Here is a 16,537-nt window from a genome sequence, read left to right as displayed (position 1 = left end):
GAGCACCACCGAGATCCCCCGCGCCATCCAGCAGGCGATCAGGGACGCCAAGAAGAACCTGATCGATGTCCCCCTCGACGGCGGGACGATACCGCACGAGATCATCGGGAAGTTCAAGGCTGGTCGGGTCCTGCTCAAGCCGGCCCATCCCGGGACCGGGATCATCGCCGGGGTGACGGTCGGGGCGATCTGCCGACTCGCAGGAATCAGGGACATCCTGACCAAGTCGATTGGGACGACCAACCCGCTCACCCTCTCGCGCGCTGCGATCGACGGCCTGAGTCGGATGCGAAGCAAGGAAGAAGTTGAGTCTCTACGCGGGAAGATTGGAGAGGAGAAGGACGTACCGGCGGAGGTGAGCAATGCGGCTTGAAGATCTTCGCCCCACCAAGGGGAGCGTCCACCGGCGCAAGCGTGTCGGACGCGGTTATAGCTCCGGACACGGCGGGCACGAAAGCGGCCGCGGGACCAAGGGGCAGAACTCCCGCTCCGGCGGTGGGGTCCGCCTCGGGTTCGAGGGAGGGCAGACTCCGATCTGGATGCGGTTCCCCAAGCGGGGCTTTCACAACTACACGCGGATCGAGTACGCGTGCGTGAACCTCGACACCCTCGAGCGAGCGTTCCCGGAGAACTCCGAAGTGACGCTGGAGGCCCTGCGCGCCCGCAAGTTGGTCAAGGGGAGAAACAAGCGCCTGAAGATCCTGGGCCGGGGTGAGCTGACCAAGCCGCTCATCGTGCGTGCGCATCGGTTCTCCTCGACCGCCCGGCAGAAGATCGAACAGGCCGGGGGAAAGGCCGAGGTGATTTAGGATGTGGGAGACGTTAACCAACGTTTTCCGCGTCCCGGAGCTGCGCAAGCGCATCATCTTCACCCTGGGGGCGATCATTGTCTACCGGTTGGGGACGCACATCCCGGTCCCCGGGGTAGATGCGGACGCGTTGAAACACTTCTTTGAGTCTCAAGGTGGCGGAATCTTCGATTTTCTAAACATGTTCAGCGGAGGAGCGTTGAAGCGCTTCTCCCTGTTCGCGCTTGGGGTGACCCCGTACATCAATGCATCGATCATATTCAGCCTCCTCACCGCCGTCGTCCCCAAGCTGAAGGAGCTGCAGGAGCAGGGCCGGGAAGGGCGGAAGAAGATCACTGCCTACACTCGCTGGTCGACCGTCGGGCTGGCGGTGATCCAGGCGATAGCAATGAGCCTGCTCGTCGTCAACTGGGGCCTTGCCAAACCGACCGTCTGGTTCTATCTCACCTCGATCATCGCCATGACCACGGGGACGATCTACCTGATGTGGCTCGGAGAGCGGATGACAGAGAACGGGATCGGGAACGGGATCAGCATGCTGATCATGATCGGAATCCTCTCCCGCCTTCCGGCACAGTTCCAGTCGGCCTACATCGAGATCACCGCTGGGACGGTCAGCCCACTGTGGGGGATTGTGTTCATCGCCCTTCTGATCGCGGTGATTGCCGGAGTCGTCATGATTCAGCAGGGGCAGCGCAAGATCGTGATCCAGTACGCCAAGCGGACCACGGGCCGGCGCATCTACGGAGGGCATACCTCCCACCTGCCGATCCGGGTGAACCAGGGCGGGGTCATTCCGATCATCTTCGCCCTGGCGCTTTTGTCGATCCCGATGACGATCGGACAATGGATCCCATCGCTCAGTTGGATCACCCCGTATGTCCGTGCCGGAAGCCTGCCGTACATGCTCGCGTACGTGGTGCTGATCTTCTTCTTCACCTACTTTTACAGCTCGATCGTCTTCGATCCCGAGGACGTGGCGAAGAACATCCGCGAGTCAGGCGGGTTCATCCCCGGGGTGCGGCCGGGCAAACCGACTGCCGACTACATATCCATGATCCTGAACCGGATCCTGTTGATCGGGGCCGTCTTCCTGTCAGCGATCGCGGTTTTGCCGTACGTATTCACCGCCATCTCCGGGATCAGAGGGATGTACATCATCGGAGGGACGTCGCTTCTCATCGTGGTCGGGGTCGGGATCGACACGATCATGCAGATGGAGGCCCACCTCGTCATGCGCCACTATGAGAGCCTGACCAAGAGCGGTGGGCTCCTCGGGAGGAGGAAATGATGAAGAAGAAGATCATTCTGCTCGGCCCGCCGGGAGCGGGGAAGGGAACACAGGCGAAACGGATCGTCGAGAAGACCGGCCTGTTGCACCTCTCCACCGGGGACATCCTGCGCGATGAGGTGGCACGGGGGACGGAACTCGGGAAGCAGGCCAAGGCCTACATGGATCGGGGTGACCTCGTCCCGGATGAGTTGATCATCGGGATGATCCGGGGGAGGATCGAGAATGCCGACGGGTTCATCCTCGATGGTTTTCCCCGCACCGTGGCCCAGGCCGAGGCGCTTGAGCAGATCACGCCGGTAGACGTTGTGATCGACATCGAGCTGGAGCGGGATGAGGTGATCCGCCGACTCTCGTCGCGGCGTGTCTGCCGCAACTGCGGGAGGATCTACAATCTGATCAGCAATCCGCCCAAGGTGGACGGGAAGTGCGACGCGTGCGGCGGGGAGCTCTACCAGCGGGATGACGACCGGCCCGAGGTGATCGAGAACCGCTACGACGTCTACACCTCCTCCACCGCGCCGCTGATCGAGTTCTACCGAAGCCGCGGCCTCCTCGTGGAGGTCGATGGAAAGGCCGACCCGGATGCGATCTTCGCCCGGATCATGGAGATAATCGGCGGATGATCCTGATCAAGACCCCGGAAGAGATCGAGACGATGCGCCGCAACGGTGCGCTCCTCGCCTCGGTGTTGGATGAGGTCTGTTCCAAGGTCGCGCCGGGGGTGAGCACCGCCTCACTCGACCGGCTCGCAGAGGAGCTGATCCGGCGCGAGGGTGCGAGCCCGGCATTCAAGGGATACCACGGGTTCCCCGCGACCCTGTGCACGTCGATCAACGAAGAGGTGGTGCATGGGATTCCGTCAGAGGATCGGCTGCTGCATGAGGGAGACATCCTATCGATCGACATCGGGCTGGTGCGGGACGGATACTACGCCGACATGGCGACGACCGTCCCGGTCGGGCAAATCGGAGAGGTGGCGGAACATCTCCTCTCCACAACGGAAGAGAGCTTGTGGCGGGGGATAAAACAGGTTAAAATTGGCAATCGCCTGTCCGATATCTCGCATACGATCGGCTCCTACGTGGAAAGTGAGGGGCTTTTCGTTGTAAAGGAATACGTCGGGCACGGAATCGGAAAAGATCTGCACGAAGACCCGCAGATCCCGAACTATGGACCTCCCGGGCGGGGGCCGAGGTTGCGGGTGGGGATGGTGTTCGCCATCGAGCCGATGGTAAAGACCGATCCCGCTCCGACCCGCGTGCTCGACGACGGATGGACCGTGGTAACAGGTACCGGAGGGCTAGCGGCACACTTCGAGCACACCGTCGCCCTTACGGAAAGAGGAGTTGAGATATTAACGATAAGGAGGTGAAAAGAGACGCAGTGGCGAAGACCGAGAACCGCGGGAAGAAGGAAGTTATCCGCCAGCGGGGAGAGGTGATCGAGAGCCTCCCCAGTTCGATGTTTCGGGTGCGGCTTCAAAACGGGCATGTGGTCCTTTGTCATATCTCGGGCAAGATTCGTAAGCATTACATCCGCATTCTGACCGGCGACCGGGTCGTGGTGGAGTTTTCGCCGTACGACCTGACAAAGGGGCGGATTGTATACCGGGAGTCTTAACCGCTGCGTCAAGAGGATATGAAAGTGAGAAGCTCAGTGAAGAAGATCTGCCCGAACTGCAAGGTGATCCGACGAGAGGGCCGTCTGATGGTCATCTGTCGGAACCCCAAGCACAAGCAGAGACAGGGCTAGGGAGGGTGTATGGCGCGGATAGCTGGGGTCAACCTACCTAACGATAAGAGAGTGGAGATCGGCCTTACCTACATCTTCGGGATCGGGCGGTCGCGTGCTGCCAAGATCCTGGAGGCGGCGGGCGTGTCGCCGGATGTACGCGTTCGCGATCTGACGGAGAAGGAGATCTCCGCCCTGCGGAACGAGGTGGAAAAATACGTGGTGGAGGGTGATCTGCGCAGGCAGATCTACGCCAACATTCAACGCCTCAAGGATATCAACGCCTACCGCGGGATCCGCCACAAGCGACGTCTCCCGGTGCGGGGGCAGCGGACGCGGTCGAACGCGCGCACCTGGAAGGGACCGCGGCCAGCTAAGGCCGGGAAGAAGAGGTAGGGATGGCGAAGAACATCAAACTGGAACGGGCGCGGGTCCATATCCACGCCACTTACAACAACACGATCATCACGGTCACCGACCTCAACGGAAATCCGATCACCTGGAAGAGTCCCGGGGTAGTCGGATACAAGGGATCGCGGAAGGGGACTCCGTACGCCGCCCAGATCGCGGCGGAGGCGCTGGTGCGGGAGATGAAGGACTACGGGATCCGTTCCGTGATCGTCACGATCAAGGGAACGGGGTCAGGACGGCAATCCGTGGTGCAAACGATCAAGGGATCGGGCATCCGGGTGGAGGAAGTTAAGAACGTCACCCCGGTATCCCACAGCAGTAATCCGAGGAGAAGATAATGGGGAGAGACACTGGGCCTAAGTGCAAAAAATGTCGTAGGGAAGGAGAGAAGCTCTTCCTGAAGGGTGAGCGTTGCTACACGTCGAGCTGCCCCCTCTCCCGCCGGGCAAACCCGCCGGGCGAGCGCCCGAAGAAGCATCGCCCGCGGCGCAGTCAATACCTGCTTCACTTGCGGGAAAAGCAGAAGGCGCGGCGGATATACGGGCTCGGTGAACGCCAGTTCCGCAACTACGTGGAGCAGGCGAAGCGGAAGAAGGGGATCACCGGTGAGGCATTGCTGACCCTGCTTGAGCGCCGGCTCGACAACGTGGTCTACCGGGCCGGGTTTGCGTCCTCCCGGTCTCAGGCCCGCCAGATGATCGTGCACGGACATTTCCAGCTGAACGACCGGGCGGTGAACGTCCCGTCGATCCTGGTGCGGGAGGGGGACGTGATCGCGGTCAAGGAAAGCCGGCGCGATAAGGTGAAGAAGATCATCGAGGCGAACAAGGATCGGGAGATCCCGACCTGGATTGAGCGGAATTTCGAAGCGATGAAGGCGCAGGTGATCGCCCCTCCCAACCCGGAGGAGACGGGGTACAACATCGCCGCCAACCTGATCGTTGAGTTCTACTCCCGTTAGGAGGTCGCGATGGACGAGCTCGTCTTTCCACAGGGGATCACCACCGAGGAGCTGACCGACAAATACGCTCGGATCGTGATCGAGCCGCTCGAGCGTGGGTTCGGGACAACCCTCGGCAACAGCATCCGCCGCACCCTCCTCTCATCCATTCCCGGGGCAGCGATCGTGCGGGTGAACTTCGCCGGCAAGTACCACGAGTACGACACGATCGAAGGGGTGCGTGAGGACGTTCTTGAGATCATCCTGAACTTGAAGGATGTAGTATTCCGCGTCTCCGAGGATGAAGTGAAGTACCTTACCCTGGAGAAGAAGGGGCCGGGGGAGGTGACTGCCGCGGACATCAACATCCCGCCCGGGGTGGAGATCGTCAACCCCGACCAGCACATCGCTACCCTGAACGAGAAGGGGCGGCTTGAGGTGGAGATGGAACTCGAGGCTGGTTACGGCTACCGCGCTGCGGAGATGAACCGGCTGGAGAACGCGCCTCTGTCCCTGATCCCGATCGATGCCGATTTCTCCCCGGTACGACAGGTGAACTTCACCGTGGAGGAAACAAGGGTCGGGGGAAAGAGCGGGTACGAGCGGCTGATCCTTGAGCTTACCACTAACGGCGGGATCAAGCCCGAGGAGGCGCTTTCCGAAGCGGTAGCGATCCTACAACGGCACCTGGAGCTGTTCTCCGGGCTTGCCGAACACCCGTTTGGACTCGGTGCGGCCGGGGAGGAGACAGCGGAGGAGGGTGAAGCCGTTGAGACCGGAGAGCTCGCGATTCCGCTCACCGAGCTGAAGATCGACCAACGGGCGTGTAACCTCTTGCGGGAGGCGGAGATCGTGACGTTGGGCGACCTGCTGTCCCGGCCGCGGGAGGAGCTTCTCGACATCCACGGGTTCGGGGAGAAGACCCTGCTCAAGGTGGAGGAGCGGCTGCGCGAGCTCGGGTACAGGCTCAAGGGTGAAGAGGAGATGAAAGAATGAGGCACAGAAACAAAGTCGACAAAATGGGGATGGTGCGTGCACACCGCAGGAGTGTGTTGGCGAACCTGACCAAGGGGTTGATCATCAACGAGAAGGTAGACACCACGTTTGGGCGTGCCAAGGCGGCGCAGCGTTACGCTGAACAGGTGATTACCCTCGCTCGCCGCGGCGACCAACACGCGCGCCGGCTCGTGTTCGCCCGCCTGCAGGACAAGCAAGTCGTGGACAAGCTGTTCGACGAGATCGGACCGCGGTACAAGGACCGTCCCGGCGGATACACCCGGGTAGTGAAGCTCGGACCCCGGCAGGGGGACGGAGCGGAGCAGGCGCGGTTGATGCTCGTCTAGGGCATCGTGGTTGCGAAAGTCGGCAGGCCCTCCGAGATCGGAGGGCCGTTCGTTTTTGCGGGGCAAATAATCTCCGACCCGCAGCGGCGCCGCTTGTCTGCACTGCGATGGTGCCCGAACTTGCCCCGGTTCTGCGGATGGGGTAATGATCAGGCAAGGAGGGACTCACGTGAAGAGCTATCGTAAAGAACTATGGTTTGAGACCCCGACCCGGCGGGCGTTCATCAACATCACCCCGCAAGTAGAAGCCGCGGTGCGGGAGAGCGGGGTCAAGGAAGGGCTGTGCCTGGTGAACGCGATGCACATCACGGCGAGTGTGTACATCAACGATGACGAACCCGGACTGCTCGCCGATTACGAGGACTGGCTCGAGGAACTCGCCCCGCATGAACCGATTTCCCGCTATCGCCACAACCGCACCGGCGAGGATAACGGCGATGCGCACTTGAAGCGGCAGATCATGGGCCGCGAGGTGGTGGTGGCGATCACCGACGGGAAGCTCGACTTCGGCCCGTGGGAGCAGATCTTCTACGGCGAATTCGACGGGCGGCGGAGAAAGCGCGTTCTGATCAAGATCATCGGCGAATAAGGGGAACTACGGAACTCGCCCATCGGGGGGGAGAAGGGATGGAACTGCGTCCGGTCTGGTTCGATTCCTTGGGGGCGAAATCGATGTGCGTCCTCGTGCGCACCCCGGATCTAGCGCTCCTCATCGATCCCGGAGCGGCGATCATGCAGCCGCGCTACCCGGCTCCGGACGCGCTCAAGGCGTATTACCTGGACCTCGCTACCCGGGCAATCAGAACCGCCGCTGCGGACGCGACCCACATCGCGATCACCCATTATCACTACGACCACTTCCGGCCCGACATCCCGGAGCTCTTCGCCGGAAAGACCATGTGGATCAAGGATCCGAATCGGTGGATCAACCGCTCGCAGTGGGGCCGGGCGCGGGCGTTTCTATCGTCCCTCGTTGAATCCATGGGAGGCGAATATCGCGAGCGCTCGTCAGCAATGGCGGAATATCCCGATCCGCTGGATGCTTTGCCCCTCGCGGCGCAGTCGGACCGTCGCGCTGATCTCATCGCCAAGTGGCGCCGGCGGTTCCTCGGGCTGACGAATCTCTGGAGAGAGGGGAGTTGGGTGGACGCAGCGGGGTTCGCCGGACGGATTGCGTTCGCCGACGCACGCACGTTTACGATCGGGGATACCACCGTCCGGTTCACTGCGCCGATGTTCCACGGGATCGAGTACGCCTCTCCGGGTTGGGTCCTCGGGGTGGTGGTGGAGCACAACGGGCGGAAGCTCATCTACTCCTCCGACCTGCAGGGGCCGATCATCGAGGACTACGCCGCGTGGATAGTTGAGGAGAAGCCGGATGTTCTCATCCTCGACGGTCCGGCGACCTATCTGCTCGGCCCATTTCAATCGAAGGAGACCCTCGCCCGGGCGATCCGCAACTGCACCCGCACGGTGAAGGAAGCGCACGCATCGCTTGTGATCCTCGACCATCACTTAACCCGCGAACCACGGTTCCGGGAGAAGCTCCAACAGGCGTTCTCCGCCGGGGCAATCACCGGTGCCGAGCTCATGGGGATTGCTCCCCTCACCGATCGGCTCGCGCGTTGGAAGGCCGATGGAGAAATGGACGATGTGATTGCCCGAGCTGGGGACGGAACGCTTGATCACGAACTCCTCGCACCGCGCTGGTTTGAGGTATGAAACGATGCTGCCCTACGGGTATTGGCTGTGGGCCGATCCCATATTGTTCACGTCGTATTGACCAGATGACGTGTATCGTTGAGAGATTGAACGCTCCGGTTCATGAATACGTCATCTTCAACGAGAAGAGACAAGCTAGCTGGGGAGACGGTGAAATTGACGTAATCGGCTTTCTCGATCGGCAGGCCGATCCAGTAGGCGATCACAAACGTCGCTGCGAACCCGTGTGTCACGATGATGATGTCCTTTATGTCTGAGGCAACAACTTCATCTAGTGCCGCGTACACCCTGGTGGCGAGATCCCGTCGCGATTCCGCGCCTTCACAGACACGATGGTCAATCCGGGAACCGCAAGTCGGCACGGGCACAATTCGCTCAGCGAGCCATGACTGAGGCCGTCCTTCTGCGATTCCGTAGCTCAGTTCGCGCAATCTGGGATCCAGAACTACTGCAGACTGAAGAGCTTCCCCGATGATCTCGGCGGTCTGGCGAGCGCGCTTAAGATCAGAGGACACAATCGGCACGTGGAGCATTGGAAATACACGGCGCAGAGCAAGCCCGACCTGCTGTGCTTGTTCCCTTCCGTGTTCTGTGAGGCTTGAGTCGTACCAGCCTCCCACAAGCCGATCGATGTGATGCCGCGCCTCAGCATGGACCACCACGGCGACTTTTCGCATGCTGTGCTCTCCTCTTACCGCAACGGGATACAGAAAGACTATCTATACGCAAGATGACCGAGGCCTCTGGAGGATCGGCAGATCGCGCGTTCTCGAGAGACGATGCTTTGGAGCCTAGGGGATTCGAACCCCTCACCTCTTGCATGCCATGCAAGCGCTCTCCCAACTGAGCTAAGGCCCCGATGTATTCGGTTTTTACCCGATTTTCCGCCGGTTTTCAAGACCGGACCACGATGCTCACCATCTTCCCCGGGATGGCGATCACCTTGACGGGCTCCTTACCGTCGAGCCGCTTCTGAACGGCGGGATCGGCGAGCGCCGCCTGTTTCAACGCCTCGGGGTCGCTCCCCACCGCGGCCGGGACCTGGACCCGCGCCCGCACCTTCCCGTTTATCTGCACCGGGATCTCGAGGACTTCCTCCTCGAGCGCGTCGGCAGCATACTCCGGCCATGGCTGCTCGAGGATCGCGTCGTCGTGCCCGATCCTCCGCCACAGCTCCTCGCATACGAACGGGATGAACGGCGACAGGATCAGGACCAGCCCTTCGATCACCGCCCGCACGAGCGCGTCGTCCCCCTCACCTTCTACGTAGTGAGAGAGCTCGTTTGTGAGCTCCATCACCGCCGCGACTGCGGTGTTGAAGTTGAACTTCCCCTCGATGTCCTCGGTCACCTTTTTCACCGTCCGGTTGTACCGCCGCCACAGCGCTCGGCCCGCGGCGTCGAGCGCGGATGGATCCACCTGCGGCGGGGCGGCCTTCACCCGCTCTGCCTGCGATAGGACCAACGTCCAGAACCGATTGATGAACCGGAATGCCCCCCGCACCCCTTCCTCGGTCCACTCGATGTCGCGGTCGGGAGGTCCCATGAACAGCGTGTACAGCCGCTCGGTGTCCGCGCCGTAGCGCTCGATGATCTCCTCCGGGGAGACGACGTTCTTCTTCGATTTCGACATCGAGAAGTTGTAGGTCTCGAGCTCCCGCCCACAATGGGGACAGCGTCCGTCCTTCACCTCATGCGGGTAGAGCCAGCCGTGCTCCGGACAGCGATAAGCGGTGTGACAGATCATCCCCTGGGTGAACAGGCGCTTGAACGGCTCGTCGAACGAGACGTATCCCATGTCGTGGAGTGCCTTGGTGATGAACCGCGAATAGAGGAGGTGGAGGATGGCGTGTTCCACTCCGCCGACGTACTGGTCGACCGGGAGCCAGTTGTCGACGTCCTCCTTCACGAACGGGACGTCGTCGCGGTCGGGCGAGATGAAGCGCAGGTAATACCAGGAGGAGTCGACGAACGTGTCCATCGTGTCGGTGTCGCGCCGCGCCGGCCCGCCACAGATCGGGCATTTCGTCTCGGCATAGCCCGGGATGTCGGCGAGCCCCTTCTTCCCGATGAACTCGACATCGGGCAGGAGGACGGGTAGATCCTCCTCCGGCACGGGTACGATCCCGCACTTCTCGCAGTAGATGATCGGGATCGGTGCCCCCCAGTAGCGCTGGCGGGAGATGAGCCAGTCGTGCAACCTGTAGTTGACCGCTCGCTTCCCCTTCCCTGTCTCCTCGAGCCAGGCGATCACCTTGTCGACCGCCTCCTCCCCCGGGGTGCCGGTGAACTCGCCGGAGTGGAGCATCGTCCCGTGATCGGCGTGAAACAGGACGTCCGCGTAGGCCGGGATCGCGGCGAGGACCTCCATCGCCGTGCGCATCTCGGAGAGGCTCGGATCGATCTTCTGCAATCGAGAGATGATCTCCCTGTCCGCTGCGGCGGAGTCGAGCTCGCGCACACCATCATCGAACACAAACGCGAACCTCGCCCCGGCGACGCTCGCCCAGCCATCGGGCCTGAGGTGCTCGCGGAGGAGGGCAAGATAACCGTCGAGGTCGGAGACGGTCAGATCGACCGTGATTCCATCATCGCTCATCTCATGCGCGAACCCGGCCGTGGCGAGCGCAGCGGCGAACTCGGGATCGACCGCCGCATTCCGCACGAAGGAACGCACCACCCCGTCGCTCCGCTCGATCACCGGGATGATCGGCAGGCCGAACTTGAGCGCGAACGCGAAGTCGCGCTCGTCGTGGGCGGGGACGGCCATGATCGCCCCGGTCCCGTAGGTCATGAGGACGTAATCGGCGATCCACACCGGGATCTTCTCTCCGTTCACCGGATTGATCGCGTACCCGCCGGTGAACACGCCGGTCTTCTCCCGCTCGGTCGAGGTGCGCTCGATCTCGGTGCGTTGTTCCGTTTCCTTCCGGTAGGCATCGACCGCGGCGCGCTGAGTGGGAGTGGTGAGCGAGTCGACGAGCGGGTGCTCCGGAGCGAGGACCATGAACGTCGCTCCCCACAGGGTGTCCGGCCGGGTGGTGAACACCACGATCTCATCGCCTTTCTCGGTATGAAACTTGACCTCTGCTCCCTCGCTGCGGCCGATCCAGTTGGCTTGCATCTTCTTCACGTTCTCCGGCCAGCCGTCGAGCTTCTTCAGATCGTCCAGGAGCTGATCGGCGTAGGCGGTGATCTTGAAGAACCACTGCTCCAGGGTCTTTTTCACGGGCGGGGTCCCGCAGCGCTCGCATACCCCGCCGACCACCTGCTCGTTGGCAAGGACCGTGTCGCAGGTCGGGCAGTAGTTCACCGTCGCCCGCTTCTTGTACGCGAGCCCGTGCTTGTACAGCTGCAGGAACAGCCACTGAGTCCACTTGTAGTAGTCGGGAAGGCAGGTCGTTATCTCGCGATCCCAGTCGTACTCGATCCCCCAAGCACGGAACTGCTCCTTGGCGTGGGCGATGTTCTTCAGCGTCCAATCGCGGGGATGGATCCCGTGATCGATCGCCGCGTTCTCCGCCGGCAGGCCGAATGCGTCCCAACCCATCGGATTTAGGATGTTGTATCCGCGCATGAGATAGAACCGGGTGACGACATCGCCGATGATGTAATTCCGCCCATGCCCGACGTGAAGATACCCCGACGGATAGGGGAACATGTTGAGATAGTAGAACTTCTTCCTCGTGTCCTTGATGTCGGCGTGGAAGAACTTCTTCTCGCGCCAGAAGTCACGCCACCGTTCTTCGATCTTCTTGAAATCGTACTCTTCTACCATAGCCTGAGGTCTCCTCTCGCCAATTGCTCCGCCTCTTCCAGGAGCGCATACACCTGCTTTTTCTCTCTCATCTCGCAGTAAAGCCGGAGGATCGGCTCGGTGCCGGACGCGCGGAACAGGAGCCACCCGTCGTCGAACCGGAGCTTCACCCCGTCGAGCGTCTCCACAGCTCGCACTGCCTTTCCGGCAAACCTCTCCGGTGGATTATGCCGGAGTTTCTCCACTACCTCCAGGCGGTGGGGGACGTGGATGTCGCGGCGGTGGTAGAACCTTGGCCCGTACTTATCGAACAGGGATTGGACGAGGGCGCTCATCGGTTTGCCCGCGCTCGCTGCAATCTCAGTGAGAAGGAGCGAGCACAGGACCCCATCCCGTTCCGGGATGTGCCCGCGGATCGCGATGCTGCCGCTCTCCTCTCCGGCAATCAGAACGTCACCGCGAGTCAAGATCTGCTCGCAGTGATGCTTGAACCCGATCGGAACGACGATCTGAGTGAGACCGTAGTCCTCGCACATGTCGCGCGCCATGTCGGTCAGGTTGAACGAGGTGACGACCGCGCCGCGCATCCTGCGTTCCTCGACCAGGTAGCGGAGGATGAGGGCGAACGTGCGGTGGGCGTCGATGAACCCGCCCTGTTCGTCCATCGCCGAGATCCGGTCACCGTCCCCGTCGGTCACCACCCCGAGGAGGTGCTTCTTTTTCGGATGCAACGAGGCGATCACCGCCCGCAGCGGAACCAGGTTCTCCTCGAGCGGCTCCGGCTTCTTCCCCCCGAATAGGGGATCGCGGCGGCCGCGGATCTGGGTGTAAGGGACATGGTTCTCGCGCAGGATCTCGGCGACGTACCCCTGGGCCGAGCCGTACATCGAGTCGACCACCACGTGCACCGGGGAGGCCTTGAGTCGGGCCGGATCGATCAGGGTACGGATCTTGTTCAGAAACGGAGTCCGCAGATCGACCTCGGGGACTCCCCCCTCCGGGGTGCGCGGCACCGGTGCCTGATCGGGTAGATGGGCGACCACCCCGTCGGTCACCTCCCCCGGGGCGGAGCCGCCGTACTCGGCCTTGTACTTGATCCCGTTGTAGATCGGCGGGTTGTGGGAAGCGGTGATCATGATCCCGGCCGCGGCACGGCGATCGACGACCGCGTAGGAGACGGTCGGGGTGGTTACCGGCCCGTGCGAGATCACGACCGGGATTCCGGTGTCGTGGAGGACGCGTGCGAAGTGATGAGCAAATTCGCGGGACAGGAATCGCATGTCGTAGCCGACCACCACCCCGTCGCCAGCGGGGCGGTATTCCGCTTTCCAGTCGGTGTAGATGGCGAGGTTCTTCCGGTCGGGAGAGGCGAGGAACTTCCCGGTCGCAGCCGCGACCCTGCCCACGTTTCCGAACGTGAACTCGCGCGCGATCACCCCGCGCCAGCCGTCAGTGCCGAACTTTATTTCTTCGTCGCTTTTTCGCCTTTTTACCACCGCTTCCTCCCGTCTGGATCGTCGACTTTAAGTTGACCCGTTCCACGTTCTCCGGCAGGACAAGGTCCTGGCGCGTGAGGATCTCCTGGAGGATATCGTAGGGGATGGACGTCTCCACCCAGATCGAGTCGATATCCACGACCCCGTTCTTCACCGGGAGGCGGGCAATCGCCGCCTCCACCGCCCGCTTGTAGCGGGAGATCATCTCTTCGTGCTCAGTAACTGTATTCAACGGTGTATGTTACCATGCTTTCCCCATCTGCTGGGACCGTGAGGACGAATTTTATCGTCCCTGAATCCACCTGGGTATATGGTTGCGACGAGCTCGTGATCTTCCACGACCGCCCAACTGGATGTTCGAGAACGTTCACTGTCACCGGCTCGTTCTTGTGGTTGTGGATCTCGATCCGATAACTGGCGCGGTAGGTGGAACCAGAGATCTTGACGTTGGAAAGCTCGGTTCGTTTTCCGGTGATGTCAAACGCACTCCCCGCCCGAAGGGAGACCTCTTCCCTCACCGGGGTATGCCCGATCGAATCGGCACCGATGAAGATCGTCCCATCAGGGCGCGCCTGGAACAGGCGTACGTCTCCGGCGGGAAGCGGGACTCCCAGCCGATGGGCATCGTCATTCACGAATTTGATGGATACCCCCACCGCGCTCCCCTCAAAGGTGTACACCTTTTCCACCGGGATTCCAGAGTAGTTCCCGTAGGGGACGAGGATCGTCTTACCCGCGGGGAGATCGATCTGCCCGGGAAGGGTATAGAGGTGATACTCGAACGCCGCCTCCTGAGCGAGGGGGACAGCCATGGGAGCGACCCGTGCTTCGGCGTATCCCTTCTCCACTTGATTCACCTGTCCGGCGACGAGGCGTACGTTCGCCCCGGAAATGGCGAACTCGGTCGAGTTCGAAAGCTGAACCCAGCCGGTGAGCCCCATCTCTTTCCCGTCGGCGGACAGGGTCCCGACGTAGTCCATTCCCCAATTGAACCCGGTCGAGAGGTAGGTGAGCACCACCTGGTATTTCCCCGCCGTGGCAGCGGAGAGCGTAAGTTCAAGATAAGGGGAGAGCTCGAGTTCCTTGCCGGCAATGCTCACCCGGGTCGGGTTCTCAATTAGGTGAATCGTACCGGCATTATCTTGCAGGGCGATCCCTCCGCTTGTCGAGATGAGGACCCCGCGGTAGATCGTCCCGTCCTCGCTTTCCACCTCGATCGGTTTCCCACGAGCAGCGGACAGGATCGAATCAGCCCCTCCGGGGTGAAACGACTGAGAGATGACTTCCCCTTGGGACTCGACTTTGAGCGACTCGGGGACGAACCCGTCCGGAACCGGAATCCGCACGGTGTTGATCCCCTGGCTGAGGGAGAGCGTCGTCGAATCCTCGATGCACGCGATTCCCTGCGAGTAGATGGTAATCGTCGTTGTCGTCGCGGCCGCCACCACACCGAATGTCATGATCAACAGGACAAGCGCCAGCGCTACCTTCTTATTCATGGTACCCCTCCTTCGCTACAGTTGATGATAGCACAGCTCAATGCGGATTGTAAAGGAAGGGTGAGAAGGAACTTGTTTCTCACTCAGCTAATGGGCGGACCGTATCTTTGACTTCGATTGGGAAGAACCCTTTGATAATCCGGCACGCCGCCCGGTCAGGGCCAAGGATGTAACAGACTTCGATCGTTGCCTCCACCTCGTTGATGGTCGTGCCATCGGGGAGGGTGAGCGGTCGTATCACCTGGAACCGGTCTCCCGGCTGTATCCCTTGCCGACTCCCCAACGATATGATCACCGTATTACCCTGTATCGCTGTCACCTTGCCTTCTAATGGGATCCCGTACCCATTCAGCGCCACTCCCTTCAGCCCCTCGTCCCCCTCGATCAGCGGATGCTGCGGTTTCTCTTGCATCTCTTCGCTGATATATTTCGGCACCTGGGTTGTAAGATATGCCCGGAGTTCCTCCACCGTCACTCGGCCATCTCCGTTTTCGTCCGCGTTAGGCACCCCCTCACCCGGCTTGGTCGGATCCTCCGCTCCTCCCACTGCCTGCAGCAGGAAGTAGGTGAACACCCCGTGCTTTAACCGCGCATCCTCGTACGACGGCTCACTCTCCTGTGATGCTGCCAATACCAGTCTACCACTACCCATAAAGTCGCTGAATACCTTGTTCCCCGGTCCAGCTCGCATCCCCTCCTCGCTGAACGTCCGCACTTGACGTGTCGCTCCACCGGAGAAACACGAGTCGAACACCAAAAGAACATGCCGGCTTTCAAGCGATGAGAGCCAGTCCCCTATCTCATCGTCCCTGATCCCGGTGGAGAAAAGATCCCCAGGGTCGACATCGTAAGGGAGGAGATACTCGTCGAAACCATCATCCTCGTCGTGGTTGTAGTCCGGCCCGTAGCTCCCATGCCCGGCGTAGTAGACCACCAAGAGATCGTCCTTACCAGCGCTGTCCATCAGCCACTTGAATCCCGCCCGCATCGCCCGCTGTGTGGCTTGCTGGTCGAGGAGCAGCCTGACATGATCGTTGGGGAATCCTCCGCCATTTCGATCGACGAGGAAGTTGTAGAACGCCTGTGCATCGTTACTGGTGAACTGAAGATCGGGGATCGTTGGATCTTTGTAGTCCTGCACCCCGATCACCAGTCCCCATTCATCGTTGAACTTGGGTGGAGCAGGTGGCAACCCTCTCACTTCAATCTCCTCTTTGTGAGAAGCTGTTGCTCCGTCATCGTCGGTCACCGTGAGGGTTACGGTGTAAGTGCCGGGCTTCTCGAAGACGTGGGTCACCTCGATCCCCTCGGCGTCCGTCACCCCGTCCCCGTGGAAGTCCCAGGCGTACTCCACGATCTTTCCGTCCGGATCAGAGGAGGCGGAGGCGTCGAAGAAGACCTCCTGGCCGGCGTAGGGCTCTTTGGGCTCGAAGGCGAAGGAGGCCTTAGGAGGTACGTTCACCACCTCGATCTCCGCTTCCCTCGTTGCGGTGAGGCCGTCGTTATCCGTGACGGTGAGCTCCACGGTGAAGGTAC

20 protein-coding genes and 1 tRNA gene are annotated in these 16,537 nt (G+C 61.3%); 14 read left to right on the top strand and 7 right to left on the bottom strand.

The window, feature by feature from the left end; genetic code table 11:
- From J7J55_02935 to J7J55_02870, 14 genes are all read left to right on the top strand, one after another.
- On the top strand, positions 1–373 hold a 373-nt coding region (locus J7J55_02935; GenBank protein ID MCD6141663.1), incomplete at its 5' end, for a hypothetical protein.
- Positions 363–809 carry a 50S ribosomal protein L15 gene (rplO, locus tag J7J55_02930; protein MCD6141662.1) on the top strand — a complete coding sequence of 149 codons (447 nt, stop codon included), beginning with the start codon at positions 363–365 and terminating at the stop codon, positions 807–809. The genes J7J55_02935 and rplO, both read left to right, overlap by 11 nt.
- A gap of 1 nt (position 810) precedes the next feature.
- Positions 811–2,100, top strand: a complete 1,290-nt coding sequence (secY, locus tag J7J55_02925) for a preprotein translocase subunit SecY (GenBank protein ID MCD6141661.1) — start codon at positions 811–813, stop codon at positions 2,098–2,100.
- On the top strand, positions 2,100–2,726 hold the full coding sequence (locus tag J7J55_02920; protein MCD6141660.1) for an adenylate kinase: 627 nt from the start codon (positions 2,100–2,102) through the stop codon (positions 2,724–2,726). The genes secY and J7J55_02920 overlap by 1 nt, the downstream gene beginning before the upstream one ends.
- On the top strand, positions 2,723–3,475 hold the full coding sequence (gene map / locus J7J55_02915) for a type I methionyl aminopeptidase (protein MCD6141659.1): 753 nt from the start codon (positions 2,723–2,725) through the stop codon (positions 3,473–3,475). The genes J7J55_02920 and map overlap by 4 nt, the downstream gene beginning before the upstream one ends.
- Before the next feature lie 11 nt (positions 3,476–3,486).
- Entirely contained in the window at positions 3,487–3,723 is a 237-nt protein-coding gene (infA, locus tag J7J55_02910) for a translation initiation factor IF-1 (protein ID MCD6141658.1), read from the top strand.
- Positions 3,724–3,741: 18 nt separating this feature from the next.
- Positions 3,742–3,855, top strand: coding sequence for a 50S ribosomal protein L36 (rpmJ, locus tag J7J55_02905; protein ID MCD6141657.1), 114 nt, complete (start codon positions 3,742–3,744; stop codon positions 3,853–3,855).
- A gap of 9 nt (positions 3,856–3,864) precedes the next feature.
- Positions 3,865–4,230: a 30S ribosomal protein S13 gene (gene rpsM, locus J7J55_02900; GenBank protein ID MCD6141656.1), complete on the top strand. Its 366-nt coding sequence runs from the start codon at positions 3,865–3,867 to the stop codon at positions 4,228–4,230.
- A 2-nt stretch (positions 4,231–4,232) separates the two neighbouring features.
- Positions 4,233–4,583 carry a 30S ribosomal protein S11 gene (rpsK, locus tag J7J55_02895; protein ID MCD6141655.1) on the top strand — a complete coding sequence of 117 codons (351 nt, stop codon included), beginning with the start codon at positions 4,233–4,235 and terminating at the stop codon, positions 4,581–4,583.
- The gene (gene rpsD / locus J7J55_02890; protein MCD6141654.1) at positions 4,583–5,206 is read left to right on the top strand and encodes a 30S ribosomal protein S4; all 624 of its coding nucleotides are present in this window, start codon (positions 4,583–4,585) and stop codon (positions 5,204–5,206) included. The genes rpsK and rpsD overlap by 1 nt, the downstream gene beginning before the upstream one ends.
- Positions 5,207–5,215: 9 nt before the next feature.
- On the top strand, positions 5,216–6,181 hold the full coding sequence (locus J7J55_02885; protein MCD6141653.1) for a DNA-directed RNA polymerase subunit alpha: 966 nt from the start codon (positions 5,216–5,218) through the stop codon (positions 6,179–6,181).
- Positions 6,178–6,528 carry a 50S ribosomal protein L17 gene (gene rplQ, locus J7J55_02880; protein MCD6141652.1) on the top strand — a complete coding sequence of 117 codons (351 nt, stop codon included), beginning with the start codon at positions 6,178–6,180 and terminating at the stop codon, positions 6,526–6,528. Before J7J55_02885 ends, rplQ begins: the two co-directional genes overlap by 4 nt.
- 169 nt (positions 6,529–6,697) lie before the next feature.
- Complete coding sequence (locus J7J55_02875; protein MCD6141651.1) at positions 6,698–7,117, top strand: YjbQ family protein; 420 nt, start codon at positions 6,698–6,700, stop codon at positions 7,115–7,117.
- A gap of 38 nt (positions 7,118–7,155) precedes the next feature.
- On the top strand, positions 7,156–8,250 hold the full coding sequence (locus tag J7J55_02870; GenBank protein ID MCD6141650.1) for an MBL fold metallo-hydrolase: 1,095 nt from the start codon (positions 7,156–7,158) through the stop codon (positions 8,248–8,250).
- Between the two features lie 47 nt (positions 8,251–8,297).
- Here the strand turns inward: J7J55_02870 and J7J55_02865 are convergent, their stop codons facing one another.
- From J7J55_02865 to J7J55_02835, 7 genes are all read right to left on the bottom strand, one after another.
- Positions 8,298–8,927 (bottom strand): histidine phosphatase family protein, encoded by a 630-nt coding sequence (locus J7J55_02865; protein MCD6141649.1) that lies wholly within the window; start codon positions 8,925–8,927, stop codon positions 8,298–8,300.
- Positions 8,928–9,035: 108 nt separating this feature from the next.
- Positions 9,036–9,108: transfer RNA gene (locus tag J7J55_02860), tRNA-Ala, on the bottom strand.
- A gap of 36 nt (positions 9,109–9,144) precedes the next feature.
- Positions 9,145–12,027: a leucine--tRNA ligase gene (locus J7J55_02855; protein MCD6141648.1), complete on the bottom strand. Its 2,883-nt coding sequence runs from the start codon at positions 12,025–12,027 to the stop codon at positions 9,145–9,147.
- Positions 12,021–13,502 carry a phosphoglucomutase/phosphomannomutase family protein gene (locus J7J55_02850; protein ID MCD6141647.1) on the bottom strand — a complete coding sequence of 494 codons (1,482 nt, stop codon included), beginning with the start codon at positions 13,500–13,502 and terminating at the stop codon, positions 12,021–12,023. Before J7J55_02850 ends, J7J55_02855 begins: the two co-directional genes overlap by 7 nt.
- Positions 13,456–13,734: a hypothetical protein gene (locus J7J55_02845; protein ID MCD6141646.1), complete on the bottom strand. Its 279-nt coding sequence runs from the start codon at positions 13,732–13,734 to the stop codon at positions 13,456–13,458. Before J7J55_02845 ends, J7J55_02850 begins: the two co-directional genes overlap by 47 nt.
- Positions 13,718–15,001, bottom strand: coding sequence for a hypothetical protein (locus J7J55_02840; protein MCD6141645.1), 1,284 nt, complete (start codon positions 14,999–15,001; stop codon positions 13,718–13,720). Before J7J55_02840 ends, J7J55_02845 begins: the two co-directional genes overlap by 17 nt.
- Positions 15,002–15,080: 79 nt before the next feature.
- Positions 15,081–16,537: caspase family protein (locus J7J55_02835; GenBank protein MCD6141644.1), on the bottom strand; the 1,457-nt coding region annotated here is incomplete at its 5' end.

This window comes from Candidatus Bipolaricaulota bacterium (assembly GCA_021159055.1).
In the GTDB taxonomy this organism is placed as follows: Bacteria; Bipolaricaulota; Bipolaricaulia; order UBA7950; family UBA9294; genus S016-54.
Note: the sequence above shows the minus strand (reverse complement) of the source record. Positions and strands in the feature narration are given on the sequence as shown.